General features: G+C 34.6%; 23 protein-coding genes. 9 read left to right on the top strand and 14 right to left on the bottom strand.

What is annotated here, in order from left to right; translation table 11 throughout:
* Positions 1–2: 2 nt before the first annotated feature.
* Positions 3–1,490, bottom strand: coding sequence for a sodium:solute symporter (locus tag MYP_RS00225; protein ID WP_045456898.1), 1,488 nt, complete (start codon positions 1,488–1,490; stop codon positions 3–5).
* An 87-nt stretch (positions 1,491–1,577) separates the two neighbouring features.
* Between MYP_RS00225 and MYP_RS00220 the strand changes: the two genes are divergently transcribed.
* From MYP_RS00220 to MYP_RS00210, 3 genes are all read left to right on the top strand, one after another.
* Positions 1,578–1,853 carry an ATP-dependent Clp protease adaptor ClpS gene (locus MYP_RS00220; RefSeq protein WP_045458885.1) on the top strand — a complete coding sequence of 92 codons (276 nt, stop codon included), beginning with the start codon at positions 1,578–1,580 and terminating at the stop codon, positions 1,851–1,853.
* A gap of 70 nt (positions 1,854–1,923) precedes the next feature.
* Positions 1,924–2,529, top strand: coding sequence for a recombination mediator RecR (gene recR, locus MYP_RS00215; RefSeq protein WP_045456895.1), 606 nt, complete (start codon positions 1,924–1,926; stop codon positions 2,527–2,529).
* A gap of 5 nt (positions 2,530–2,534) precedes the next feature.
* Entirely contained in the window at positions 2,535–4,487 is a 1,953-nt protein-coding gene (locus tag MYP_RS00210) for a glycosyltransferase family 2 protein (protein WP_045456893.1), read from the top strand.
* On the opposite strand, the gene MYP_RS00205 is transcribed toward MYP_RS00210, so the two are convergent.
* Entirely contained in the window at positions 4,484–4,699 is a 216-nt protein-coding gene (locus MYP_RS00205) for a hypothetical protein (protein WP_045458883.1), read from the bottom strand. The two genes, MYP_RS00210 and MYP_RS00205, sit on opposite strands and share 4 nt — an antisense overlap.
* 147 nt (positions 4,700–4,846) lie before the next feature.
* Here MYP_RS00205 and MYP_RS00200 point away from each other — a divergent pair, with 147 nt between their 5' ends.
* The gene (locus MYP_RS00200) at positions 4,847–5,740 is read left to right on the top strand and encodes a DMT family transporter (RefSeq protein WP_045456890.1); all 894 of its coding nucleotides are present in this window, start codon (positions 4,847–4,849) and stop codon (positions 5,738–5,740) included.
* A 4-nt stretch (positions 5,741–5,744) separates the two neighbouring features.
* Here the strand turns inward: MYP_RS00200 and MYP_RS00195 are convergent, their stop codons facing one another.
* Together MYP_RS00195 and MYP_RS00190 are read right to left on the bottom strand one after the other, a co-directional pair.
* On the bottom strand, positions 5,745–10,319 hold the full coding sequence (locus MYP_RS00195; protein ID WP_045456888.1) for a translocation/assembly module TamB domain-containing protein: 4,575 nt from the start codon (positions 10,317–10,319) through the stop codon (positions 5,745–5,747).
* 194 nt (positions 10,320–10,513) lie between these two features.
* Entirely contained in the window at positions 10,514–11,092 is a 579-nt protein-coding gene (locus MYP_RS00190; protein ID WP_045456886.1) for a DUF4136 domain-containing protein, read from the bottom strand.
* 235 nt (positions 11,093–11,327) lie between these two features.
* Between MYP_RS00190 and MYP_RS00185 the strand changes: the two genes are divergently transcribed.
* A complete protein-coding gene (locus MYP_RS00185) occupies positions 11,328–12,539 on the top strand; it encodes a pyridoxal phosphate-dependent aminotransferase (protein ID WP_045456884.1) in 1,212 nt (403 codons plus the stop codon).
* On the top strand, positions 12,518–13,543 hold the full coding sequence (locus MYP_RS00180) for a bifunctional heptose 7-phosphate kinase/heptose 1-phosphate adenyltransferase (RefSeq protein WP_045456882.1): 1,026 nt from the start codon (positions 12,518–12,520) through the stop codon (positions 13,541–13,543). Before MYP_RS00185 ends, MYP_RS00180 begins: the two co-directional genes overlap by 22 nt.
* A gap of 53 nt (positions 13,544–13,596) precedes the next feature.
* Here MYP_RS00180 and hemE read toward each other — a convergent pair whose 3' ends face one another.
* Entirely contained in the window at positions 13,597–14,637 is a 1,041-nt protein-coding gene (gene hemE / locus MYP_RS00175; RefSeq protein WP_045456880.1) for a uroporphyrinogen decarboxylase, read from the bottom strand.
* A 54-nt stretch (positions 14,638–14,691) separates the two neighbouring features.
* A complete protein-coding gene (locus MYP_RS00170; protein WP_045456878.1) occupies positions 14,692–15,018 on the bottom strand; it encodes a T9SS type A sorting domain-containing protein in 327 nt (108 codons plus the stop codon).
* Positions 15,019–15,342: 324 nt separating this feature from the next.
* Between MYP_RS00170 and MYP_RS00165 the strand changes: the two genes are divergently transcribed.
* Positions 15,343–16,800 (top strand): sugar MFS transporter, encoded by a 1,458-nt coding sequence (locus MYP_RS00165; protein ID WP_045456875.1) that lies wholly within the window; start codon positions 15,343–15,345, stop codon positions 16,798–16,800.
* A gap of 82 nt (positions 16,801–16,882) precedes the next feature.
* Here the strand turns inward: MYP_RS00165 and MYP_RS00160 are convergent, their stop codons facing one another.
* The 7 genes from MYP_RS00160 to MYP_RS00130 form a co-directional block, all read right to left on the bottom strand.
* Positions 16,883–18,061, bottom strand: a complete 1,179-nt coding sequence (locus MYP_RS00160; RefSeq protein ID WP_045456873.1) for a pyridoxal phosphate-dependent aminotransferase — start codon at positions 18,059–18,061, stop codon at positions 16,883–16,885.
* Positions 18,033–18,881, bottom strand: a complete 849-nt coding sequence (locus tag MYP_RS00155) for a prephenate dehydratase (RefSeq protein WP_045456870.1) — start codon at positions 18,879–18,881, stop codon at positions 18,033–18,035. Before MYP_RS00155 ends, MYP_RS00160 begins: the two co-directional genes overlap by 29 nt.
* A 425-nt stretch (positions 18,882–19,306) precedes the next feature.
* Entirely contained in the window at positions 19,307–19,828 is a 522-nt protein-coding gene (locus tag MYP_RS00150) for a DUF7935 family protein (protein ID WP_045456868.1), read from the bottom strand.
* A 41-nt stretch (positions 19,829–19,869) separates the two neighbouring features.
* The gene (locus tag MYP_RS00145) at positions 19,870–20,730 is read right to left on the bottom strand and encodes a ChaN family lipoprotein (RefSeq protein WP_045456865.1); all 861 of its coding nucleotides are present in this window, start codon (positions 20,728–20,730) and stop codon (positions 19,870–19,872) included.
* Positions 20,723–21,088, bottom strand: a complete 366-nt coding sequence (gene folB, locus MYP_RS00140; RefSeq protein WP_045456863.1) for a dihydroneopterin aldolase — start codon at positions 21,086–21,088, stop codon at positions 20,723–20,725. The genes MYP_RS00145 and folB overlap by 8 nt, the downstream gene beginning before the upstream one ends.
* Positions 21,088–21,801, bottom strand: coding sequence for a DivIVA domain-containing protein (locus MYP_RS00135; RefSeq protein WP_045456860.1), 714 nt, complete (start codon positions 21,799–21,801; stop codon positions 21,088–21,090). Before MYP_RS00135 ends, folB begins: the two co-directional genes overlap by 1 nt.
* Before the next feature lie 58 nt (positions 21,802–21,859).
* Positions 21,860–22,768 carry a WD40 repeat domain-containing protein gene (locus MYP_RS00130; protein WP_045456858.1) on the bottom strand — a complete coding sequence of 303 codons (909 nt, stop codon included), beginning with the start codon at positions 22,766–22,768 and terminating at the stop codon, positions 21,860–21,862.
* A gap of 78 nt (positions 22,769–22,846) precedes the next feature.
* Between MYP_RS00130 and MYP_RS00125 the strand changes: the two genes are divergently transcribed.
* Together MYP_RS00125 and MYP_RS00120 are read left to right on the top strand one after the other, a co-directional pair.
* Complete coding sequence (locus MYP_RS00125; RefSeq protein ID WP_052429836.1) at positions 22,847–23,476, top strand: 4'-phosphopantetheinyl transferase family protein; 630 nt, start codon at positions 22,847–22,849, stop codon at positions 23,474–23,476.
* A 26-nt stretch (positions 23,477–23,502) separates the two neighbouring features.
* On the top strand, positions 23,503–24,099 hold the full coding sequence (locus tag MYP_RS00120; RefSeq protein WP_045456855.1) for a thioredoxin family protein: 597 nt from the start codon (positions 23,503–23,505) through the stop codon (positions 24,097–24,099).
* 11 nt (positions 24,100–24,110) lie between these two features.
* On the opposite strand, the gene MYP_RS00115 is transcribed toward MYP_RS00120, so the two are convergent.
* Entirely contained in the window at positions 24,111–24,962 is an 852-nt protein-coding gene (locus MYP_RS00115; protein ID WP_045456853.1) for a transglutaminase-like domain-containing protein, read from the bottom strand.
* Positions 24,963–24,991: the final 29 nt, after the last annotated feature.

The raw sequence follows: 24,991 nt of genomic DNA, 5'->3' as shown, positions 1-24,991 counted from the left end.
AATTACACGAATACTTTTTCCTCCTCTTTTAAAGGATATGAAATAAGATATAAGCCAAGGAAACAGATAAGTCCATTCAAAATCAGAGTTTCAAACGAGAATCTATACCCCCATAACAAAGTATCGGAATTGTAACTTATAAGCAGAGTAATGAAAGGACTTAGAACACAAATAAGAGGGACCAAAGTATCTTTTACCTTTCTTTTGGTCAATATTCCAAAGCTGAATAAACCTAATAGGGGTCCATATGTATAACTGGCTGCAGACAATACTGCATCAATTACAGAAGTTTGTTTTAATTCCTTAAAAATCAAAATAATAATCAAAAATGCCAGTGAAAATCCCACATGAACAATAGTTTTCTGCTTTGCTTTAACATTTTCCGGCTTATTTTTAAAATCAAGGAAATCTATACAAAAGGATGTTGTTAAAGCAGCTAATGCAGAGTCTGAACTGGCATAAGATGACGCAATTATACCAAGCAGGAAAAAGACCGCAGCCAAGGTACCAAATTCATTCATTGCCAGAAAAGGATATGCTTTATCGGCCCCTGCAGGAAGTAAAATTCCTTTTTGTGTAGAATAGATATAAAGCAAAGCTCCTAGCATCAGAAACATGTAGTTAACAATGGCCATAATAATAGAAAAAGAAAACATATTTTTCTGAGCCTCTTTTATGTTTTTACAAGTCAGGTTTTTCTGCATCAGATCCTGATCAAGACCAGTCATTGCAACGGCAATAAAAATTCCTGCAATGAACTGTTTGAAGAAATATTTTTCACTTTTAATATCATCAAAAAAGAAGACCTTAGAATAATCTGTGCTTTGGATCATTGTAAACATTTTAGGTACCGATAAACCTAAGCGCTGGGAAATCAGCACTAAGCTGATTCCGACTGCTCCTACCAGGAATAGAGTCTGGAAGCTATCAGTCCAGATAATGGTTTTTACACCTCCCTTAAAAGTGTAAATCCAGATAAGAACGATAGTGATAAGTACAGTCAAAAAAAACGGCACATTGAGTTTATCAAATAAAAATAACTGCAATACCATAGCGGCCAGGAACAGCCTTAATGACGATCCTATTGTCCGAGAAAGTAAAAAGAAAAAAGATCCTGTCTTGTATGCCCAAAAACCGAATCTTTGCTCAAGATAGGTATAAATACTTATAAGATTGAGACGATAGTACAGTGGCATTAAGACAGTAGCAATGATAAAGTATCCGACCAGGTGACCAAGAATAATCTGAAAGTAAGAAAATGCTTTCAATTCTCCTGCTTGGTTAACCAGACCGACAGCACCAGGAACAGAAATGAACGTAACCCCGCTGATTGATGTTCCTATCATTCCGAACGCCACTAAAAACCATGGCGATTTTCGATCCGCAGTAAAAAAAGTTTTCGTGTCCGCATTTTTGCCTGTAAAATAAGCAATTACCAATAATGCGCTGAAATAGACTGCTATAATAGTGATAATCAGAGAAGGAGACATATTTTATCAATAAATAAGCGATAAAATTGTTTATTTTTTTTTAAATTTGCTAAAATGTCAATCACATATATGACCACAATTTCTAACATGCGTCCGTTTCACGAAGAAGAAATTGAAGTTCTAGAGCTTGAAAAAACTTCAGAAAATTTTGATTTGGTTGTTTTTAATGATGATGTGAATACTTTTGATCATGTCATTAATACCCTGATCGAAATATGTGAACACTCCTCAGAGCAAGCGGAACAATGCACTCTCATTATTCACTACAAGGGCCAATGCACAGTAAAATCAGGGAATTTTGAAAAGCTCATACCAATGAGACAAGCTATCTGCAATAGAGGCATTTCTGCAGAAATACTTTAGTTTTTAGGCTTTATTCGGAAATTATTTCTCTGAAAAACGGGTTGAACCTAAAAAATTAAATTAAAGTATTATGATATACCCCTCAAAGCTGATTGAAGACGCCGTTAATGAAGTCTCAAAATTACCCGGCATTGGAAAAAAAACAGCATTCAGGCTGGTATTGCATTTATTAAAAGAACAAAGCACTGCTACCGAATCACTTAGCTCAGCTTTATTGAGTCTGAGGAAAAACATTACTTATTGTAAAGAATGCCATAATATTGCAGATGATCATCTGTGTAATATCTGCAATAATCCAAGAAGAGACCCATCCATCCTGTGTATTGTTGAAGATACCAGAGATGTTATGGCTATAGAAAATACTCATCAATATAATGGTATTTATCATGTACTCGGAGGGATAATTTCCCCACTTCAGGGTATAGGTCCCAGTGACTTAAAAATTGATGCTTTAACTCGCAGAATACCAGGATCGACAATCAAAGAAGTGATATTAGCTCTTAGTCCGACTATGGAAGGTGACACTACCGCTTTTTATATCACAAAAAAAATTAAGGATTTTAATGTGAAAATAAGTACCATTTCAAGGGGAATTCCCGTTGGAGGAGAATTAGAGTACACCGATGAAATAACTCTTGGAAGAAGTATTACAGCACGAACAACGTACGAACATTAAAATCCTTGAAAAAACTTTCCATCATTATCGTCAACTATAATGTCTGCTATTTTTTAGAACAGACTTTGATAAGCGTTAAAAAGGCACTTACCGGAATAGACGGTGAAGTTTGGATTGTTGACAATAACTCCGCAGACAACTCTGTCGAGATGGTTAAAGATAAATTTCCCGAATTCAATCTAATTGAAAATAAGGTTAATTACGGTTTTTCAAAGGCCAACAATCAAGCTATCAGACAAGCTAATGGAGAATATATTTTATTGCTCAATCCTGATACTGTTGTTGAGGAAAATACATTTGAAAAATGTATTTCTTTTCTGGACAGTCATCCTGATGGCGGTGGTTTGGGAGTAAAAATGCTGGATGGTAGAGGTAATTTTCTTCCTGAATCAAAAAGGGGATTCCCAACTCCATGGATAGCATTTTACAAAATGTTCGGCTTATCTTTTCTTTTTCCTAAATCTAAAAAGTTTGGCAAGTACCACCTCACTTATTTAGATAAAGATAAAATCCATGAAGTAGAGGTTCTCAGCGGGGCTTTTATGATCATTCGCAAATCTGTACTTGACAAAATCGGGTTACTGGATGAGGATTATTTCATGTATGGAGAAGATATCGACCTCTCTTACAGGATTCTTAAAGGCGGTTATAAAAATTATTATTATCCGGAAACAAGGATTATCCACTATAAAGGAGAAAGCACAAAAAAAACCAGTATTAACTATGTGTTTATCTTTTATAAGGCCATGATAATCTTTGCCCAAAAACATTTTCCAGACAACAAGGCAGGTACATTTTCCTTCTTAATTAAAATTGCCATTTACCTTAGAGCATTTTTATCTATATCATCAAGATTTATACAAAAATGTTCCATTCCTTTTGCTGAAGCTTCATTAATATATACCGGTATGTATTTACTAAAATCATATTGGGAAAATAATCACAAATATGTTCGTATGCCATATCCTCCTGTATATATGGAGCTTATAGTACCAATATATATCGGAATATGGTTAATTAGCATATATTTCTTCGGTGGCTATCGCAAACTTTTTCAACCAAGAAAAATAATCCAAGGAGCTTTAATTGGAACATTAATTATTTCAGCTGTAAGTAACTTTTTTGATGATTATCGATTTTCAAAAGCTCTGATTGTACTAGGTGGAATACTTACAATCGCTTGTAGTTTCTTAATCCGATTAGTTATTAACTTTATTAAATCAAAGAAACTGCTCTCTGACGAAAACTCTAATAAAAAAGTACTTATCGCAGGACGAGAAGAAGAATGTTTGCGCGTAATCAGAACATTAAATACCCAGGATTATAATCTTGAAATTCTTGGCTTTGTAAGCCCTGAAAAAAGAACAAATAAAGATTACTGGCTTGGCAATATTGATAGATTAGAGGAAATATGTCTGTTATACAAACCTCATGAAATCATTTTCTGTTCCAAGGGACTTGACACATCACAGATTATTGAATGGATGCTTGCTCATGGGGAAGATATACCAGAATATAAAATTGTACCGGATGAAAGTAACTTTGTCATAGGAAGTAACTCATCAAATGCCCCAGGTTCATTTTATACTCTCGATATCAAGCTTAATAAAACTGACGACGAAAAGGCAAAAACTAAAAGAATATTTGACACTTTAATAGCACTTTTCTTTTTAATATCTTTTCCACTTCTGATTTTTCTGGTAAAAAATCCTGGAAAATTTTTAAGAAACATCTTTAATGTTATGAGTGGAAAGATTTCTTGGGTTGGACTTGAAAATAATTCTAATAAAGACGTTCATCAGGTAAAAAATGGCATAATTAACCCTATTACAGGAATTTCCAGCGAATCCCTTGATGAAGAGACTGTTAAAAGGCTTAACTACCTATACTCCAAGGAATATACCCCGATGAACGATATACAGCTTATTTTCAGATCTATCAGAAATCTGGGAACTTAGTAGGGAAAAGACCATTGATAGCAGTTTATTACTTTGTTTTTGTAATAATCCTGAATTAAAATATCCGGATTGAATTTAAGCAAATCAAATACTGAATCATCTTTGGAGAAAAAATGTAATTTGTAATTATACTCCTTAAGATCATCTGCTATTCTTTTTTGCAAAAGTTTATCATCTTCCTGAATGAAAACTTTCAATTTATTTCCTTGCATTACCATGTTCTAAAAGTTTAATGTTTTACCTCCCTCAGAAGTAATTTTAAAACGTTTTTTTTAGATGAATTGTTTTAAAATTGCAAGGGAAAGTGCCTCTGTAATTTTACCAATTTAAGACCCCGGAAAAATCCGGAAAAGAATCAATTGAATACTAAGTATAAAAACATTTGGGGAGCGTTTATCATTTTTATTGGGGCTATTTGTTTCTCTTCAAAAGCAGTAATAGTGAAAATAGCTTATAATTTCCATATAGATTCAGTTTCTCTTCTTGCCTTGCGCATGCTGTTTTCGCTTCCATTTTTTCTAGGAGCTCTTGCTTATTCGAGTCTGAAAGAAAAACTCAAACCTATTGAAAAAAATGATTGGCTTTTTCTGATAGTTTTGGGTCTGATGGGCTATTATTTGGCTAGTTATCTTGATTTCAAAGGACTTGAATATATCACTGCTAGTCTTGAGCGACTTATTCTATTTATTTATCCAACTCTGGTAGTTCTTCTATCAGCTGCTATTTATAAAAGGAAAATTACGGGAAACGAAATTATAGCTTTACTTCTGACATATAGCGGAATAGCTGTTGTTTTCCTTAATGATCTAAAATTTGATCAGAGAAATGTAATTACAGGAGGGCTCCTCATTTTTGGAAGTGCACTCACCTATTCGTTTTACCTTGTGGGTAGTGGAAAACTTATCCCTAAAATTGGTGCTGTCAGATATAATTCTATTTCGATGATTGTATCGACTTTGATTGTGCTGATCCATTATTTTCTAAGTACTGAAAGTAATTTATTTCATTATGAATGGCAAGTGTACGCACTCAGTATATTCATGGCTATTGTAGCAACTGTCATCCCAAGTTTTCTTCTAGCAGAGGGAATAAGGCTTATAGGGGCAGGAAAAGCCTCCATCATAGGCAGTGTCGGTCCTGTTTCCACGATTATTCTTGCAAATATATTTTTGGAAGAAGAAATAACCCTGCTTCAGATTCTAGGAACTGCATTTGTACTTGCTGGAGTTTTACTGGTTAGTAAAAGTAAATAAAGAATCACTTAAACAACTCCTTAAATTCATTAAAAGACTTTCTATGTTGAATGCTCACACCCGAACGAGTTGTGATATCATCATAGTAGTAATAATAATAGCTTTGATAAGTTGTACTGAAAAACTTCAGATTGACACTTCCTGAACTATTCAACCTATAAATGACAGTATAATCTCCAAGAAACTGACCTGAATTAGGTACATTGCCTACATTAACATTCCCACCTGCAGTAATAGTAATCCTTTCACTAATCTGCCTGCTTGCTTTAAACTGTAAACTTTGAGCAAGTCCTGGATTATCCGGGGAGAGTGCTTCTATATTTACATCAATATCAAAGCCTGCTATTGATTCGGGTGCAATTTTATTTAACTCAGAATTAAGAATCTGACTTACACTTTGATTCGCTTGCTCCATTGCGATACCTCCTCCTGAATTAACATATCCTGTACCTTCCGGGAAAAATCTATTCAGTACAATTAATCCAAAAACCTGCCTCTGCAATTGTTGCTGATCGTTATTAATTTCATTAATTCTTTGTGAAATAATATTTCCAAGAAAAGGATCATTACTTTCCGGCATTTCAATCTGAAAGCTCAGCTCAGGTTCGGCAAGCTCTCCTGTAACATTAAGCTTTACAGTCACTGGATGGTTTCTTTTTGATGACCTTACAAATTCGTCGTTTAATGCAGTCGTATAATTGCTTATCAAATCATATCTGGATGCTTTCGTAGTATAAATTGCCTTAACATTTAAAAGCCCCTCCATAATATCCCCATTCCATGATAACCTGCTGCCTTTCTCAATTATAAAATCTTTTTTTACAAGACTGGCAAAAGTAAAAGTGTAACGACCTTCACGAATTTGATAAGAACCATACAATTCAGGAACGTTATCCTGATCTACCTTTACTTCAAATCTTCCAGCCCCCCTGGCTGATATTTTATCTCCATTAGTGGGATCGACAATAATATTTATCTGAGCATCTTTGGTAATCGCAAGATTACCTGTAAACTTAAACCTTGACAGATTTATAGGGACTCCGTGAAATTCATCTTCAGTTGTATCTGACTTATCTTCTTCCCCAACAAAAATGATATAACTCGGCGTTTTAAATTCAGAATTAGATGTTTGAAGAGGGATGTTTATGGTTGATTTTGGCCTTGTAGTAAGCTTGAGATTAATTGCAAGATCATTGACAGGCCCTTTCAGTTCCATATTAATATCGGCAAAGAGAACCCCAAAAAAGCCTGCCTGGTTTACCTTTTCAGTGTTCATCACCTGAAAATTCATAGCTTCCAGAGAAAGATTGATATTAAAATTTTTAAAATAATCATGAAGAATATATCCGTCAACACGCGCTTTATTTCCCTCAAAGTCTCTGAAATCAAGATTATCAAAAATAATTCTGTTATTATTAAATAATATGTTTTGGTTAGCTATTACATATTTGCTTTTAGTAAAATGAAGCCCCAAAACATTTCTATCTTCAAAAGCTATTTTTCCTTTCATATCAGGTCGCAAAAGTTTTCCTTTAAAAACCATTTTCCCGGACATGTAACCATGCATAGCGAATAAATAATTCTTTAAAAACGGCTCAAAAAAATGTAAGCTCAATTTTGGTATATCTACATTTATATTTCCTGTAGCTTCGCTTAACTGTGTTACCTTATTCACTACTCCATGTACATAAGCGTTATTTTCTTTACCTGATAAACTAAAATTTAATGAATGTCTTTCATTGCCAATTGGAGCCGCTACAAGCGCTAATCTTCCTGCGGGTGTATTGCCTACTATTAGACTGTCTATAATCAGATCTATATCAAAGGCTGGTGATGTAAAAAGCCCTTTTACCTGAAGCCCTCCATTCAAAGAACCTTTTATCGCATACTTATTTAATGGAGTAAAATACAGTACGGGTTCAAGCTTAAGATTCCATAATTGAGCCTCAAGCTCCCCCTCACCCAGCAAATCCTGTGAATGTATCTTTACCTTTTGCGCCCCCTGAGAAAACAGAATATTTTGGATAGCAAGACTTTTTTGATAATACATAACTCTTGCATTACCTTCTGATCTCCACTCTTCCCCTTTTAATTTGAGATCAAGGTGACGAACATTCAAAATCATGGTATCTCCTGGAAAAGTAAGCATTCCAGTCATACTTAAAGCTGAGTTAGACTGATTTTCATAAAGATTCAAAACGAATGAAGTAGTATTTTCTCTGATCTCACCTCTCATTGAAGGGCTATTTAAGTATATACCATTAGAAAGCCCCATTCTGTCTCCAAAAAGATCAAATCTAAGACCATCAAAGGCTCCCTCTGTATTTATGGTTAGATTTTCTAAAGAGTATTTACTGTATTTAAATCGTTCTGCGAATCCACTTAATGCTACTGTTTTGCTAGAAAAATCAAAAGTCCCGTCTATTTCAATGTTACTTGCGGAAACATCTTTCTGGAACATTGAAAGCAATGAAGTAACCTTTCCGGCAGAGATATTTAATTTAATATTTTCAGAAATATAATTTATACTATTCTTCTCTTCCTTTAAATATTCCCTACTTAAGACCTTTGGTAGCTCGGACATTAAAAATCTTCCTTCTGCCACAGCATCAATGCTATCAGATCGCAATGAAATTTTCCGATAAACGTTGTCCCCTTTGCATTGTGCTATGACTGTATCCGAATGGTATTCAGATTGAGTATTTTTTGCATAGAAATTTACAATTCTTACTTCTGCATTGAGATCATCAAACTTTGATGCTGCAATGACTGCATTAAGATCTCCACCCACATAATTTTTTTGTAAACTTTCATCTAATAAGGATAGATCAAGTTCACTTAAGGCTCCTTTAATTTTGTATATGTTTTGGTTAAGATCCAGATCAGCCCAGAGATTTGCATGTACATATTTTCCAGAAGACTTCAATTGAAACCTTCCTTTATTTTCAATTAAAGACCCAACAACTGAAAGGTTAGTTAACGTCCTTTTATTGTAATCAAGTTTTTTAATATCAGATTCCAGATACAATAAATTGTTATTCTCAAAATTAAAAATTGCAAGAGCTGATAACTTTCCAAATCCATCCATCCCCTTTATAAGCCTGTCAGCATGAATGTCACTTCCAGAAAGTATCCCAGATGCGCCTATAAATTTCAACTGGTTATCAGAAACAATTCTTACATTTCCGTTAACATCACCAGCTTTAGTTATTGCCAGCCCACTGAATTTAAGATTTTTAAAGGTTCCCTTTAAACTACCCTTTACATGAGACTGTCCAAGTTCATTTAGATTGAAAGTTTGATTTCCAGGTATCTTAATAAATGAAAGAAACCAGGGAATATCTAACTTTAGACTATGAATGTTAGCATTTATTGCCGATTGCCTAAAGTCGGGTAAACCAGAGAGGGAAAGATCCCCCTTGAAATAGTTAGAAGAATCAAAGCCTACAAATGCATTATCGAAAGAAAACCCAGACAAGTGCCCGTTAATTGTGCCATGAATAAACATTTCCTTTTTCCTTTTATCCAGGATAGAATATATTTCAGGATAGAAGTAATTAATGTCTTCAATTGATATTTTGTCTTCGTTAAAAGTAGTAGTGGTAAAAATGCCTGAAGTCGAGTCTGAAAGATGCTCTATGGAAGGGAATTTGAGCACTAAACTTCCATTAAACTCAGACCTCTCAGTTATGATTTTATTAATATAAACGTTCATAAGATCTCCGGGTATCTCTAGTTTTCCACTTAAACTTTTTACCAAAAAACCATCAGAGTTTTTTAAATATAAATCATTAAGAGAAAGAAATAATGAGTCTTCTGCCATTGTAAAGCTATTCAGCAAGCCATCAACCGAGGTATTAAAATGATTCACATCAAAGCCCTTTTCTGCTAATGGGAAGTTATGATTATTATAAATGAACTTTGAATTGCGGACATTTAGGTCTGAAATTTGAATATAAATTGATTCAGTTTTTTTTAAAGTAGTATCAAGTTGTGAATCATCTTTTTTGCTTAGCAGATCAAGCTTAAAAAATAGCCCGTCGATATTTGAACCTGTTACAATTAAGTTTTTTGAAGACACCGGCAAACTATTAAATTCCAGTTTTGCTGATTTTAAAAAATAAGAAAACACGACCCCAGAATAAAAGTCATCATACTCCATGCTTAAAGTATGGAGAACCGCTTGATTCAAATTAAAGCCAAAAGTTTGATTTGAAGTGTCATTTTTAAATGCATCAAGCAGAAACTGATAATTGAATATTGGGCTTTTCGAACTTCTTTTAACATTTATGACAGCATTATCTGCTGAAGCATAATTAATATCTACAGACTTATTTAGAAGCTTTATTAAACTAAGTCTTCCTTTGACTTGCTCGGCAAAAACCAGAGTATCTTTATTTTGATCTTCTATATAAACATTTTTTAAAACAACTTTCCCTGTAAAGTCCAGATAAACATTTTCTACGGATGCTCTTACACCTGTCTTATTTGAGAAATAAACAGATATTTTATTAGCTAATACTTGTTGAACTATAGGTAATCTTAAGGAAAGGACTATAAGAAAAAATAGAAGAACCAACGACCCAAAGAAAACCAATGAGCCTTTAATAAATAATAAGAAAAGTTTCTTTACAGATTTAATAGTGATAATAGAATTAGTACATTATACTAATAAAAATAAACAGCAGATTGTTTATTAGGGTACGCGAAAAAAAAGACAAATCCAGCAGAAGAGTTTATTCGACTGGATTTGCCTTATAGTGATAATCTTGCTTAAGAAGGAAATTCCTGAAAAATTTCGTTTACATCTTTAGCAAGTTCTTTTTCCACCTTTTTAGGTTTGATTTCTCTCTCGTCAGACCACCCTCTCCAAACCAGTTTTTTGGTTTCTCTGTCTATGATATCTACAACCAAAGTACCTTCAGTATAGGTATAGTCATAGTAGTCATAGGCAAAAGGATAAGAATAATAATACCCGGGGTAAAGTGCGTAATATCCAGGATAATAGAAGTTGTAATAACTACTATATAGCGGGTATCCCACAAGGTCAGTTTTTTTCTCAAAAACTGCTTTCATTGATACCAGAAAATCCGGGTTTAAAGTATCTATTGTAAATCCCCTTGATTGCAATTCGCTATTAATGTTATTCTTCACATTATTCCTTATAATCTGATTGTTATACGCGCTAAATTGCTGGTCCTGACTGGTTCCTGAGGTATCGGTTTCCCTAATCCAGGCATAAGTTTTATAATTCTTAAAATCAGCACCACTTGCAAGATTGGAATGTACTTTTGGCGAACAAGAAGCCAAGAACAAACCTAATATCCCTACAATACTCATTAATAGTTTCATATCCCTCCACTTTCTTTCTCACTATCAATAGAACAATAGAAAATTCAAGAATGTTGAATTTGGTAAAAAATAGTAGAGAGAACCCAAAACAACCTCCACTCAAAAATCTGTAAATCAACAAGAAAAAAAGAAAACACTAAATAAAAAAAATTTAATAAAATAAAGAAAAAACCCAAAATTGATTAGCAATATAGGTGGATAATCCATAATTTTGATCCCGCAAAAAACATCTAAAATGAGTACAATCACAGAAACTAATCTTTTGTCTGAAAGACTCAGAGCCTTGTCAGAATCTGAAACACTAGCCATGACCAAAAAAGCGCGTGAGCTGGCAGGACAAGGACATAAAGTAATAAGCCTCAGCGTAGGTGAGCCTGATTTTCAAACACCACAACATATAAAGGATGCAGCGAAGAAGGCTATTGATGATGGTTTTACTTTCTACACTCCTGTTCCAGGTACTGCAGAGCTTAGACAAGCTATTGCTGACAAACTGAAAAAAGAAAACGGTTTGGATTATACTGCTGAAAATATTGTAGTTTCTACCGGAGCTAAGCAGTCAATTGCGAATGTTCTTCTAAGTATTATAGATCCGGGGGATGAAGTGATAATCTTCGCTCCATACTGGGTAAGTTATGTGGAAATGGTAAAACTTGCTGAAGGTAAATCTGTAATTGTTGAAGGAACAATTGAAAATGATTACAAAGTAAAACCTTCTGATCTTGAAGCTGCTATTACACCAAGAACTAAAGCGATACTTTTCTCAAGCCCTTGTAATCCATCAGGTGCAGTATTTTCTAAAGAAGAATTAACAGCTATTGCTAACATTGTTGCAAAGCACGAAAGAATATTTGTGATAGCAGATGAAATTTACGAGTACATTAATTTTGAAGGAACTCACTTTAGTATTGGGAGCGTGCCTGCTATAAAAGACAGGGTAATAACTGTCAACGGATTCTCAAAAGGTTATGCAATGACTGGCTGGAGAGTTGGATACATTGGTGCTCCAAAATGGATAGCTGCTGCTTGTGATAAAATTCAAGGACAGGTTACATCAGGTACATGCTCAATTGCTCAAAAAGCAGCATATGCAGCTGTTACTGGAGATTTGTCTGCAGCAAAAGAAATGGCTGTAGCATATAAAAGAAGAAGAGATCTGGTAACAGGATTATTAAAAGAAATTCCAGGTGTTAAGGTTAATGTGCCTCAAGGAGCTTTCTATACATTCCCTGACATCAGCTCTTATATTGGAAAAAGCTATAACGGAACAGTAATCAATAAAGCAAGTGATCTTGCAATGTTTCTATTGAATGAAGGACATGTTTCTTCTGTAGGTGGTGATGCTTTTGGTGCACCAAACTGTATTCGTATTTCATTTGCAGCTTCTGATGATAACCTGAAAGAAGCATTGAGAAGAATCAAAGAATGCTTGGCAAAACTAAAATAACAAATATTAATTCAATAGACGGGCTTTTCAAGGCATTTGAAAGTCTGAAAGTATTGATCTTCGGAGATGTTATGATTGACTCTTACCTTTGGGGTAAAGTTGAAAGAATATCTCCGGAGGCACCCGTCCCTATTATAAATGTCCAGAAAAAGGACCAAAGGCTTGGAGGAGCGGCCAATGTAGCTTTAAACGTGCAATCATTGGGCGCTACACCAATTCTATGCAGTATAATAGGTAAGGATACCGAAGGTAAAGACTTCATCACACTTTTAGAGCAAAATAACCTTTCTACAGAAGGAATAATTAAAAGTGACTCCAGAATTACCACGATAAAACACAGGGTGATATCAGGGTCCTATCACATGTTAAGAGTAGATCAGGAAATTGACACTCCTATTACCAGTGAAGAAACCGCTCTTCTGTTGACAAAAGCTCGAAACTTAATTCAGCAAGCAGATGTCATAATTTTTGAAGATTACGACAAAGGAACACTGCATAAAGACCTGATAGCTGAAATCGTAAAACTTGCCAAAGAACGCGACATTCCTACTGTTGTAGATCCAAAGAAACGAAACTTTCTGCACTACAAAGGAACAACTCTTTTCAAACCTAATAAAAAGGAAATGAAAGAGGGATTGAAACTTGATGGAGATCTTGATAATATCAATGAGCTTAAAAGCTCCATTGACCTGTTAAGATCAACTTTAAATGCAGATACTATATTGGTTACACTTTCAGAAAAAGGCGTAATTATAGCCAATTCAGAAGAGACACATCATATACCGGCACATCTTCGCGAAATTGCAGATGTATCAGGAGCTGGTGACACTGTGGTTAGCGCCGCTGCATTATGTTGTGCTTTGAATGTAAACCATAAAACTCTTGCTGAATTATCAAACCTTGCCGGTGGAATTGTTTGCGAACATGTAGGAGTCGTTCCTATAGATAAAAATATTTTAATTGCAGAAGCCAAGAGGCTGAATGTACAGGTGAACAATGGCTAATTAAAATTAAACAAAAAAAAGTGGAGTTCTTAAAATAAAGAACTCCACTTTTTTTATCTCATTTTTGGACTATATTCCTTAATAGTTTCGATAAAATACTTAACCTTTTCAGGATCTGTATCCGGATAAACTCCGTGTCCAAGATTAGCTATATGTTTATAAGGACCAAATGCATTCAGCATTTTTTGAGTTTCCTTTTTAATATCGTCAAAAGAAGCATATAAAACACACGGATCAAGATTTCCCTGGAGTGTTTTTGCATCTCCGATGATTGTCCTGGACTCCTTAATATCCATATTCCAGTCCAGACCAATTGTATTACATTTCAATGAAGCCATTTCCTTTCTTGCAAAAAAGGCGCCTTTCGCAAATACGGTCACAGGTACTTCATTTATTGCATTGCATATCTCGCTGATATATTTCAATGAAAATTCATTGTATACATCAGGTGCCAAAATGCCTGCCCAGGAATCAAATATCTGAAGCATATCAACTCCTGCAGCAATCTGTCTTTTCAAATATACTATTGTTGCAGCTGTAATTTTAGAAAGTAATGCATGAGCAAGAGCAGGTTCTGCATAAAGCATCTTTTTTGTTTTGCTGAATGTCTTTGATCCGCCTCCGTCAACCATGTATGCCATAATAGTAAATGGGGCACCGGCGAAACCAATTAAAGGGACTCTCCAATCCAACTCCTTTTTGGTAATTTTTATCGCCTCATAAACATACTGAAGTTCATCAGCAGCAGCGTCCTTCCCTCTCAACTGGCGAATGTCGCTTTCAGATTGTATAGTTTTAGGAAACAAAGGTCCTTTTGCTTCAATCATTTCATAAGGAAGGCCCATTGCTTCAGGAATTACCAGAATATCCGAAAAAATGATTGCAGCATCTACACCTAAAATATCAACAGGTTGTATTGTAACTTCTGCTGCCAGGGTTGGATTTGTTACCAGTTCTTTAAAACCATTTACACTTTCCCTAACTTTTCGGTACTCCGGAAGAATTCTTCCTGCCTGTCTCATAAGCCACACAGGAGTTCTCTCAGTTTTCTCTCCTTTGGCTGTTCGCAGGATTAAATCATTTTTCAATTGCATGCCGCAAAGATATAAAAGAAAAATACAGATATCAGATTAAAAAAAAATAGCTTTCTAATCTAACACTACTTTTTTGACAAATGATTTCCCCTGAAATAGCAATTCAATGTAATAAACTCCCCTTTCAAGCTTTTCAACCCCGATATTTATGGTATTAAAGCCTGTTTTAAAGTACTTTTTTGCGTGAAAAACGCTTTTCCCCAAAACATTTAAAACAGAGAAGTTCATTTCTCCCTCTTTTTTTAAAGTCAAGTCAAGGTTAACATTTCGGGTATTTTCCTGTTTTATCTTCCTCAAATGAAAAGTAATCAGGTCAGAATCGTCAAGTGAAATGTATTCATGATGTGGCCTGGAAGTAATATATCTATATCTTTTATCCATTATTAAAGTATTTAGGCGTGTAATTTCATACAAAAGTTACCATAAAAAAGTTCGATCAAAGCGCATTTATTAACATTTAACTAATTAAAAATTAAGATTAAATAGAATTAAAAATGTTTCATAACTGTTTTTTTTCTTACCTTAGCAGTTGTATAATTTTATCAATAATTAAATAAAACTGAAGTACTTATAAAGCTAATTTTTATAATTTATTTTGTATTTATTTGCACTTTACCCCTTTGACCTAAGGTGCAAAAAGTGTAAGTTTGTAAAATTGGATTTGTAAGATCTAATCTTTTTCACCCAAAACGATTTAATAAATTTATGGCCGGAATAAGTGCACCTGTAAGTAATGCTGTTAAAGACGATACCTCGTCGCCAAATGTGCAGGGAAATAAAAACTATAAGGTACCTCTTGTAGTCATTACCTCGCTATTTTTCATGTGGGGTTTTATCACATGTTTAAATGACATTTTAATTCCAAAGTTCAAAAGCCATTTTGCATTACAAGGTTGGGAAGCAATGCTTGTACAGTCTGCCTTTTTCAGCGCTTATTTCTTAATATCACTTGTTTATTTTATTGCCTCAGCAGGAGGATTTGACCTTATTTCAAAAATCGGATATAAAAATGCCATCATTTTAGGATTATCAATTTGTGGAGCAGGATGTTTACTATTTATTCCTGCGGCTGACAATGAAAGTTTCTATCAGTTTCTTGGAGCACTTTTCGTTTTAGCTTCAGGTATAACAATCCTTCAGATGGGAGCGAACCCATATGTAGCCCTTCTTGGTCCGGCAGAAGGTAGTTCTTCCCGTTTAAATATGACTCAGGCATTCAATGCATTAGGAACAACTATCGCTCCTGTTATCGGTGGTATGTTTATTCTAGCCGGAGGATTAGATTCTGTTAAAATTCCTTATGTTGGTTTAGCTTCTGCTCTCTTTGCTCTGGCTTTAATTATAGCAATAATACCATTGCCAAAAGTAAGTGGAGAAGTCTCTATGGAGAAGGGAATTGGAGCTTGGAAATATTCACATTTATTATTGGGAGTACTTTGTATCTTCTTTTATGTAGGAGGTGAAGTTTCAATAGGTTCTGCAATAATTAACTTTCTTGAATTAGATAATATTGCAGGATTGCCAGCACATAAGGCAGATAAGTTTCTTTCATTCTACTGGGGTGGAGCTATGGTTGGCCGATTCTTCGGAGCTGTGTTTTTGGATGAAAAAACAGATATAAGTAAACAAAAAGGAGTTATTTTCTCTGTTATTTTATTGTCTTATGCATTAGGAGTATTCCTAATGAATAAAGATTTTGTAATGGGAACTCCTTCTCCTGAAGATGTCGTTGATTTCCAAACACCAATTATTTTCATGGGTGTTGCACTTTTAAATTTAGTTGCGTTTTATATTGGGAAAAATAAGCCAGGATTTACCTTAGGTCTGTTTGCTTCTATAGTTGTTGGACTACTTCTAATTGGAATTGTTGGAAAAGGAGACCTTGCAATGTGGTCTGTTCTTTCAATAGGATTATTCAATTCGATCATGTTCCCTACTATATTCACTCTTGCAATCAAAGATTTAGGTATAGACACTTCTCAGGGAGCTTCCTTACTTATCATGGCAATAGTTGGTGGAGCAATCATCCCTCCTGTTCAAGGATTATTGTATGGCGAAGGTAATAGCGGACTTCAGTTCTCATTTATTATACCACTATTGTGTTACCTGTATATTGCTTATTATGGTTTTGTAGGTTCAAAACCGAAAAGAGTCAGTCAATAGTAACAATTATACAAAATAAAAAGCGGCTCCTTTCTAATCTAATGAAGGGAGCCGCTTTTTTTAAGGATGATTTTATAAAATTTTATGCTTTAGTCAATACTTTTTCCAGCCTTTCGTATGCTTCTTTCATTCTCTCTGCAGGTACGCAAAGAGATAGTCTCAGGAAGTTTTTTCCATTTGATCCGAAGATTTCACCTGGTGTAAAAAATACATAAGAAGAATATAGAATCTGGTCCACAAATGCTGCTATATCCGGAATAGCTATTGGATCTTTAGGCTTTGCCCAAATAAATAAGCCTACCTGATCATTACTGTATTCGAAGTTAAGTAAATCCAGAATTTTATAAACCCAGTCTCTTCTTTCTCTATAAACATCGTTTCTTTTAGCATGCCAGGTTTCATTATTATCCAGAGCTTTCATGGCAGCCTGCTGAATACCAAGAAACATACCTGAATCTATATTGCTCTTAATTGCCAAGGCAGCATCAAGATATTCCTTTTTCCCTAACATCATTCCAACTCTCCATCCCGCCATATTATGAGATTTACTGAAAGAATTCAGTTCAACTGCTACCTCTTTCGCTCCTTCTATCTGTAAAATGCTGAATGGTTCTTCTTTATTCAGAACAAGGCTATATGGGTTATCATAACAAATGAGAATCCTCTTCTCTTTTGCAAATTCAATAAGCTTTTTCAGCATTTCCTTATTAGCCACTGTCCCGGTTGGCATATGCGGATAATTCACCCACATGATTTTAACCCTGGATAGGTCAGCTTTTCGCAATGCATCAAAATCAGGAAACCAGTTGTTTTCTTCCTTTAAATCATAATAGCGAATCGTGCCACCTGCAAGCATTGTCAATGATGAATAACCAGGATAGCCCGGATTAGGCACCAGTACTTCTTCCCCAGGATTTAAAAATGCCATTGTGAGATGCAGAATTCCCTCTTTAGAGCCAAGCAAAGGCAACACCTCATCATTAGGATTAAGGTCTACTTTATAGGTCTTTTTATACCATTCAGCAATTTTTTGCCTGAATTCAGGAATCCCTCTATAAGGTTGGTATCCATGAGTATTGTCCTTTTCAGCAGTAGCAACAATTGCCTGAACAGTTTCTTTGGAAGGCGCCAGATCCGGACTGCCGATTCCAAAGTTGATTACATTTTTGCCCTCTTTATTAAGTTTGGCAATTTCTTCTAATTTTCTTACGAAATAATATTCTTTTACAAGATTAAGCCTGTCTGCTTTTGGAATAATCATGAATGGTTTCTCCTTTTCTATACTCTCCCAGAATCCTGAGATTTTCTACAATGTGTTTTATTTCAATTGACTTTTTGAAGTCTTCATAATTGAAGAATTCACAGTCTACATAAAATGTATATTCATTGGGTCTGCCGATAATAGGCAACGATTGAATTTTCGTCAGGTTAATATTATTTTCAACTATAACCCTAAGCACCTCAGCCAACGCTCCTACCCTATTCGGAAGATGGAAGCTAATGGTTGCCTTATTTTTATTTTCAGTTTTATATCTCTTATCTCTGGAAAGTATCAGAAATCTCGTATAATTTCTCTTTTCAGTTTCAATGCTTTCCGCCAGAATGTCCAGATTATAAAGCTCAGCAGCATACCTTCCGGCAATAGCAGCGACATTCTTTTCCTCTTTTAATCTGATATCGCGAGCACTATCCGCAGTATCATGATACTCTTCCACTTTAATATGAGGGTGCTTTTGAAGAAAGTCTTGACATTGCAGCAATGCCATATAGTGAGATCTTGCTTTTTCAATTTTATCTATGGTGACTCCTGGAAAGGCCATCAGATTTTGTTCTATTCTTAAATAAATCTCTCCGATTATTAAAAAATCAAATTTCTGCAATAAAGCATAATTGGGAAGAATACTTCCTGCAATCGAATTTTCAATTGCCATAACTGCATAATCAGCGTCTTCTTTTTTTAAAGCCTCACATAAGATGGGGAAAGAACCGCATTCTAACATCTCGACGTCATCTTTAAAATAATTGCGAGCCGCTATCTCATGAAATGACGCTCTGCCGCCCTGTATTGCAACTTTTACCATACTCTGTTAACTATATATAAAAAAAAAGTCCCAAACGGGACCATCAACAACAGCAATTCTGATCCCTCCGGTTAGGACTGAAAGAAATAGTAAAATGCAAATAACATTAACCCCCGGACCATACTTTCAAAGTTAATTTGTTCTTGTAAAGAAAACAAAAATTTTGTCTAAGTTAATAAGCTTATTTTTTTAAAACCTTTGAAATGAAATAGTCGATGAACACGATTAAAATGAATGTAACTGGAACAAAAATCAATAAAAAAATATAAAATGAAGCATATGAAAAAAATGAATCTCCGGCAGTTTGAGAGTTCAAGAGGTCTCTGAGAAAGTCCATAAGATTATTGAAGTTTACTTGTTTAAATTTTACAGGTGTAAATACATTAACAACTATAAAAAGTAAACTTCAATAACCCTATTTCTTATTAAAAAGCTTGTCTTATTTCAATTTTAAGAAATCTAAGAGCATTATTTACAGGATCTTCGCTTCTGGTGGAAAGCAGGTCAAAAATATTTTTAGCAAGTTCAATACTTCTTGACTGAGGATTGGTTTTATCTGCCGCCATGTTTATTATTGAAATGATATCATCCATGGCTTTTTTCACATTATCCCAGGCCTGATCGCTCATATAGACCTGCTGTGAAAGATTGTGGCTGAATTCTTCACGAATTTCATGTAATAGTTGCTGATGAAAAGCTACAGAACTAAAAGATGCATCATTAACTCTTACAACAAGATTTGCAGGAGAGATTCTTTCAAGGAAGAGTGCCATTCTTTCATAAGCCTGAAGTCTGATTGGCAGTACGGTCTCTGTATTTTTAATTTTTATATCAACAAGCTTCTTTTCAAACTCTTTATTTAAAAAAGCTTTAACAGTCAGGTACATACCGTATAATACAACTCCTGCAGGCAACAAAATTTTTAAAAGATCAACAAACTCTTGCATATTATTTACTTTAATTATCAATACTTAACCTAATATCTGATTTATTTAGTTCTTACCATGTCTTCGGGAAAACAAATTATAAAATCAGCTAAATTCAAATGCTCTTTATTCAAGGCTGATAGGTTGTTCTGCTCCCTTGAACTTATTGTAATTATTTTTAAAGAAGGATTTTTTCTTTTTAAATACCAATAAATCCCCTCGTACCCGTCTGAATGAAAACTCCCATTAATATGAAAAAATATTTTATCTCCTCTGTAAAGATTGATAAAATGAGCCATGGTAGCATCTTTTATGGCCTGAGCTTCAACCAAAAATGGAAGACTAAAGCCATGCCCTTGTACTGAAGCCTCAGAAAGGTGTTTATATCCGGGCAGGTTTTTATCTATTTCAAAAGGTAATGGAGCAATCCATTTAAAAGCTTCACTTTGAAGGAGCTGAAGAGAATCTATCCCTTTTTTAGCTACTATAGATGCATATCTTCTTGGGATATTAGTCGCTATAAACGGCAGGTGCTTTTCTTTGGAAAACTGAATAATCGGCAGATAAGCATGCTCAAAATTATTCCAGGTTTTTGCCTCATCTTTAAAATTTGTCAGAGAAAAATAACCTTTTAAATATTCATTAATAATGATCTGGTCATCCGCTTCAAAAAACTCCCCTCCCACAACTACCTTTCCTTTTTTACTGGCTTCCAGTTTTTTTAAAATCTGAAGTTCCATCCAATGGCAAAGTGCATTATCATGAATTTCTCCGAATAAAATAATATCAGCACCTTCCAATACAGAGAGGAATTTATCATAGGAGACCTTCTTACCTTGTTTATCAAATAAAGTATAAGCATCCTGGGCAATAATATTTAATGGGAATAGTGCAAGATGAATATAAATAACTAACCTAATCATTGATTCTTCTGATAGTTACCTTTGACTTTTTGCAAAGACTTCCAAGTGGAGGATTCATTTTGGATACTGTTGCTTCAGCAGATGTTATATTGGGATATAAATTAAAAATGGCATCTACAATTTTCTGGGCTACCACTTCAAGTAATTTGCTTGGCACCTCCATTTCAAGCTTAACAATCTGGAAAAGTTTTACATAATCTACTACTTCGCTTATATCATCACTCAGATAATTTATTTTTGGATAATTTACCTTTACATCAACGATAAAACGATTTCCTGTTTTGGTTTCTTCCTCATACAATCCATGGTAAGCAAAGAATTCCAATCCTTCTAAAGCTACCTCAATATCTTCTTTCATCAGAGTGAATCAAAAAATGAACCGTCACTTTTTTTGCCCTGCTCTGGAGCATTACTGGCAGGTTTTGGATCTTCCGTTTTATTTACCGGATTTTCCATAGGTTTAATTTCGGGAAGGGGTTTTTGCTCTGACTTCTTTTTCTCAAAGCCCAGGCCCCTGAATTCTTTAAGCTTTGCATCCAGACGTTCCTGAGAACCGGATTTAGCCATTGCCCTGGAAACCTTTTCTATGGTATCGTTAACCAGACTTTTTAATTCAGAATGTAGATTATCTCTCTGATCAGCAATATAATTGTATTCTCTTTCTATTGCTTTTACCTCATCCTGTAGCGAATCCATTATGTCTTTAGCCTTCTCTTCAGCGTCTTCCAAAATAGATTTAGCTTTAAAACTAGCATCATTGAGCAAAGCCTCAGCTTTCATTTGTGCTTCTCTCAGATGTAGCTCAGCAGTTTTATTAGCTGCATCTATCATATGAGCCCCTGTATCTTCGGCAGTCTTTAGTGTGCGGAATAAAGAATGTTCAACTTCACGTAATCTGGAAACTTCTTTTTCTGAAGTATCAAGTCTTCTCTTCAATTCTTTATTTTCTTCGAGCAATCGCTCCCATTCCTGAGACAGAGATAGCAAAAAAGCATCAACTTCTTCCTTTTCATACCCTCTGAAAGCTTTCTCAAATTCTTTCTGCCTGATTTCAATTGGGGTTATTTTCATTTTGGATACTAATTTTAAACTAAACTGTTCAGTCCTTTCTACCGTTCGTCAGAGTATATTATAAATTTTTCACTTTCCAGACAGAGATTGTTCTGTCGTCACTACATGAAGCAATGGTGTCACAAGAAGACCATAGTACTTTATTTACTGATGTACCATGTCCAGCATGTCTGGATTTATCAATAACTTTTATAAGGGAAAAAGTTCCGGCATCCCATACTTTAATTGACTTATCCATACTGCAAGTAGCAAAATATTTTCCATCTTCCCTAAATGCAATATTGTTTATCGCAAACAAGTGAGCGGCTATTGTTTCTATCAGCTCCAGTTTTTTTTGCCTTATTGCCCATACTTTCAATTTAGCATCTCTCCCACCACTTAGCAAATATATCCCATCAGGAGAAAATGCCAATGTAAAAACAGAATTTTCATGAGCCTTTTGCTGATCTTTCAATTGCAAAGTCTGAAGGTCAAAAACACTCACAGTAAAATCACTGGAACCTATAACCAGCAAATGATCAGCTTCGTTAATGGCAATTGTTCTCAGGCTTTTATCAGAAACTTTAATCTTAGCAATGGTGGATAAATTTTCGGCATCCAGAACAACCAAAGTACCGTCACCGCAGGCTAAATAGATATTCTTTTCTGTAGATTTCACGTCAAAAATCTGAGAATTGCTAACAGAAGTAGACAATTCTTCTTTATTAAGATCAGGATTTATAAGATGAATACCATTAAAATTATGCCCTACCAGGAGTCGTCCCTGATGAAATCTCAAAGCGTAAACAGAGTTTTCCACCTTCGCAACCAACTTGCCAAGGTCAGGCTGATTGAGGTCCCACTTAACAACCATACCATCTCCACCTGCAGAATAAATCACCTTATCGGATTCGCCCTTTTCAATTGTATAAATGCAGTCTTTATGACCAGTTAAGGAAGCTATCTTTTCTACCTCAATTTTTGTCATGGAGTGTACTTTTGGAATTTTGTCTAAATTTAGCAATTTAATAAACGATTTTACACATATAAAAAATTCAACTTCCTGATGCCCTTAATTTCTATAACTTCTATTGATGATAATTCCTGCTGGGGAATCTGGGCAATTGAAGAAAATCTTGATGAGCTCCTCCAGATGTACAAGCCGGAAATAAAATGTGAGGAATCCTGGAGTGAAAAAAGAAAGAAGGAGTGGCTTGCTTCTAGAATACTTTTAGAGAAATTATGCTCATTTAGCGGGATTGAATTCCATGATGTTCATAAAGATAATTTGGGGAAACCAGTTTTAGTACCTTTTAATGCGGAGGTTTCTTTAAGCCATTCGAAATCAATGTGCTGTGCAATTTTAAACAAAGTCGGAAAAGTTGGTATAGATATTGAACTTTCTTCAGAAAAAATTATACGTGTCAAAGATAAATTTCTGAGTGAAACCGAATTAGCTGAAGCTGGCGATAACCTTGATGTTTTGTCTGCGTATTGGTGCGTGAAGGAAGCAGTATATAAAATGTTTTCCGACCTTAAGCTGAACTTTAAGGAGTCAATCAGAATTAAACCGTTTGATTTTTCTAATAAAGAGGCACATTGTTTATGTGAGATTAAAAGCGATAATATTACAGTTAACACTATTCCAATGAAAATTTCAAGAATTGGAAATTACATTTTAGCTTTTAATTATTAAATTAGTAGCACTAATCCGGGAAAAAGATGAAAATTATCGGGACTGTTTTCTTTTCTTTTTTTGCCTTAAATATATTTGCTCAGACAGGTTACAATGTTGGAGACAAGGTGAAAAACTTTACTGCCAATAATGTAACAAGTCAGAAAAAGGTAAGTCTGACAGAGTATTCAGAAGACAAAGGTATAGTAATTGTTTTTACCAGCCAGGAATGTCCTTATTCTAAGTTATATGAAGAAAGGATTATTCGTTTAGCAAATGAATTTGAGATTAACAAAGTTAAATTTATTTTAATAAATCCTAACAATCCTGCTGCCTGTCCATCTGACGGAATAAACGAAATGGCAGTCAGAGCAAAGGAAATGGCCTATAATTTCCCATATTTACCAGATAAAAATTTTGAAATATCAAATGCCTTTGGAGTCACAAAAACTCCGGAAGTATTTGTCTTAAAGAACATCAATAAATCTTTTGTGCTTTTTTATAAAGGAGCAATTGACGACAATCCTCAAGTTCCAAAAGATGTTCACTATCATTACCTTAGAGATGCTTTACTTGCATTGGTTCAGGATAATGCACTTAAGGTTTCTGAAAAAAGAGCAATAGGTTGTATTGTTAAAAGATAAATAATCAGCAACTAATCTATTATTTCTCTTCCATCTGAAATTGAATCCAATAATTGTTTAATTTCTTCCACTTTTACTGCATCACCAAGTTTTTCGAAGGAAACGGACAGGTTTCTAAGCATCCTTCTAACAATATCCAGATTGGAACATGGCTGGTAAAAAATATCTAAAGGATTGATATTAAGATGAGACAAATAGTTGTCGATATCAGCTTTAGAAAAGATCAATCCTTTATTAAACGCATTAATGTAAAACTGAACAGAATCCGATTTATATGTAAGTATGAATAAATTAGGGAGATTCACTCCGTATACCGGCATATTCAGTTTTTGCGCAATCAGCAGATAAACTACGCAAAGCGTAATCGGATTCCCCTTTTTGCTTTCTAAAACAATGTTAATCATTGAGTTAGAAGGAGAGTGAAAATTTTTAGTATTTGCTGAAAATCTATATTGGCTAAAAATTACATTGTTTAAAATTTTAACCTGGTCAAATGGATGAATTTCATTTTTCATATTTGTCCAGGCTTCGAAGTATATCTGATCAAGTTCAGACCTCAACTTACCTATTTCGAGATCAGGATATTGATAAGTAGCAATAATCCACATTCCTTCAAGCAGATCCTTTCCACCGCTTTCCTTCCAGGCAGCTAATCTTACTTTCAGCAAATCATAATGGACAGTATGAATCAGCTCTTCAATTCTTTTTTGAACAATCGGGTTAAAATTATTTTCCCATTCATTTTCCAAAAATGGAATAATACCTTCCCCTAAAGCAAGAATTTCTTTTTCTACATGCAGGAGCACCTCTGTATCTTCATCATCCAAAAGGGAAATTAATGCTTTGATTTTCTTATTGTCCATTACTTATACTAACTACCTTCTTACCTATA

Origin of the sequence: Sporocytophaga myxococcoides (genome assembly GCF_000775915.1) — a bacterium.
Taxonomy (GTDB): Bacteria; Bacteroidota; Bacteroidia; order Cytophagales; family Cytophagaceae; genus Sporocytophaga; species Sporocytophaga myxococcoides_A.
Note: the sequence above shows the minus strand (reverse complement) of the source record. Positions and strands in the feature narration are given on the sequence as shown.

Bases quoted from the DNA above. Each gene is read 5' to 3' on its own strand.
- MYP_RS00220 (WP_045458885.1), top strand. From the start codon at position 1,578: ATGCGTCCGTTTCACGAAGAAGAAATTGAAGTTCTAGAGCTTGAAAAA.
- hemE (WP_045456880.1), bottom strand. From the start codon at position 14,637: ATGCAATTGAAAAATGATTTAATCCTGCGAACAGCCAAAGGAGAGAAA.
- MYP_RS00115 (WP_045456853.1), bottom strand. From the start codon at position 24,962: ATGGACAATAAGAAAATCAAAGCATTAATTTCCCTTTTGGATGATGAA.
- MYP_RS00205 (WP_045458883.1), bottom strand. From the start codon at position 4,699: ATGCAAGGAAATAAATTGAAAGTTTTCATTCAGGAAGATGATAAACTT.
- MYP_RS00170 (WP_045456878.1), bottom strand. From the start codon at position 15,018: ATGGATAAAAGATATAGATATATTACTTCCAGGCCACATCATGAATAC.
- MYP_RS00190 (WP_045456886.1), bottom strand. From the start codon at position 11,092: ATGAAACTATTAATGAGTATTGTAGGGATATTAGGTTTGTTCTTGGCT.
- MYP_RS00150 (WP_045456868.1), bottom strand. From the start codon at position 19,828: ATGCAAGAGTTTGTTGATCTTTTAAAAATTTTGTTGCCTGCAGGAGTT.
- MYP_RS00225 (WP_045456898.1), bottom strand. From the start codon at position 1,490: ATGTCTCCTTCTCTGATTATCACTATTATAGCAGTCTATTTCAGCGCA.
- MYP_RS00185 (WP_045456884.1), top strand. From the start codon at position 11,328: ATGAGTACAATCACAGAAACTAATCTTTTGTCTGAAAGACTCAGAGCC.
- recR (WP_045456895.1), top strand. From the start codon at position 1,924: ATGATATACCCCTCAAAGCTGATTGAAGACGCCGTTAATGAAGTCTCA.
- MYP_RS00130 (WP_045456858.1), bottom strand. From the start codon at position 22,768: ATGACAAAAATTGAGGTAGAAAAGATAGCTTCCTTAACTGGTCATAAA.
- folB (WP_045456863.1), bottom strand. From the start codon at position 21,088: ATGAAAGAAGATATTGAGGTAGCTTTAGAAGGATTGGAATTCTTTGCT.
- MYP_RS00135 (WP_045456860.1), bottom strand. From the start codon at position 21,801: ATGAAAATAACCCCAATTGAAATCAGGCAGAAAGAATTTGAGAAAGCT.
- MYP_RS00125 (WP_052429836.1), top strand. From the start codon at position 22,847: ATGCCCTTAATTTCTATAACTTCTATTGATGATAATTCCTGCTGGGGA.
- MYP_RS00145 (WP_045456865.1), bottom strand. From the start codon at position 20,730: ATGATTAGGTTAGTTATTTATATTCATCTTGCACTATTCCCATTAAAT.
- MYP_RS00160 (WP_045456873.1), bottom strand. From the start codon at position 18,061: ATGATTATTCCAAAAGCAGACAGGCTTAATCTTGTAAAAGAATATTAT.
- MYP_RS00155 (WP_045456870.1), bottom strand. From the start codon at position 18,881: ATGGTAAAAGTTGCAATACAGGGCGGCAGAGCGTCATTTCATGAGATA.
- MYP_RS00180 (WP_045456882.1), top strand. From the start codon at position 12,518: ATGCTTGGCAAAACTAAAATAACAAATATTAATTCAATAGACGGGCTT.
- MYP_RS00165 (WP_045456875.1), top strand. From the start codon at position 15,343: ATGGCCGGAATAAGTGCACCTGTAAGTAATGCTGTTAAAGACGATACC.
- MYP_RS00120 (WP_045456855.1), top strand. From the start codon at position 23,503: ATGAAAATTATCGGGACTGTTTTCTTTTCTTTTTTTGCCTTAAATATA.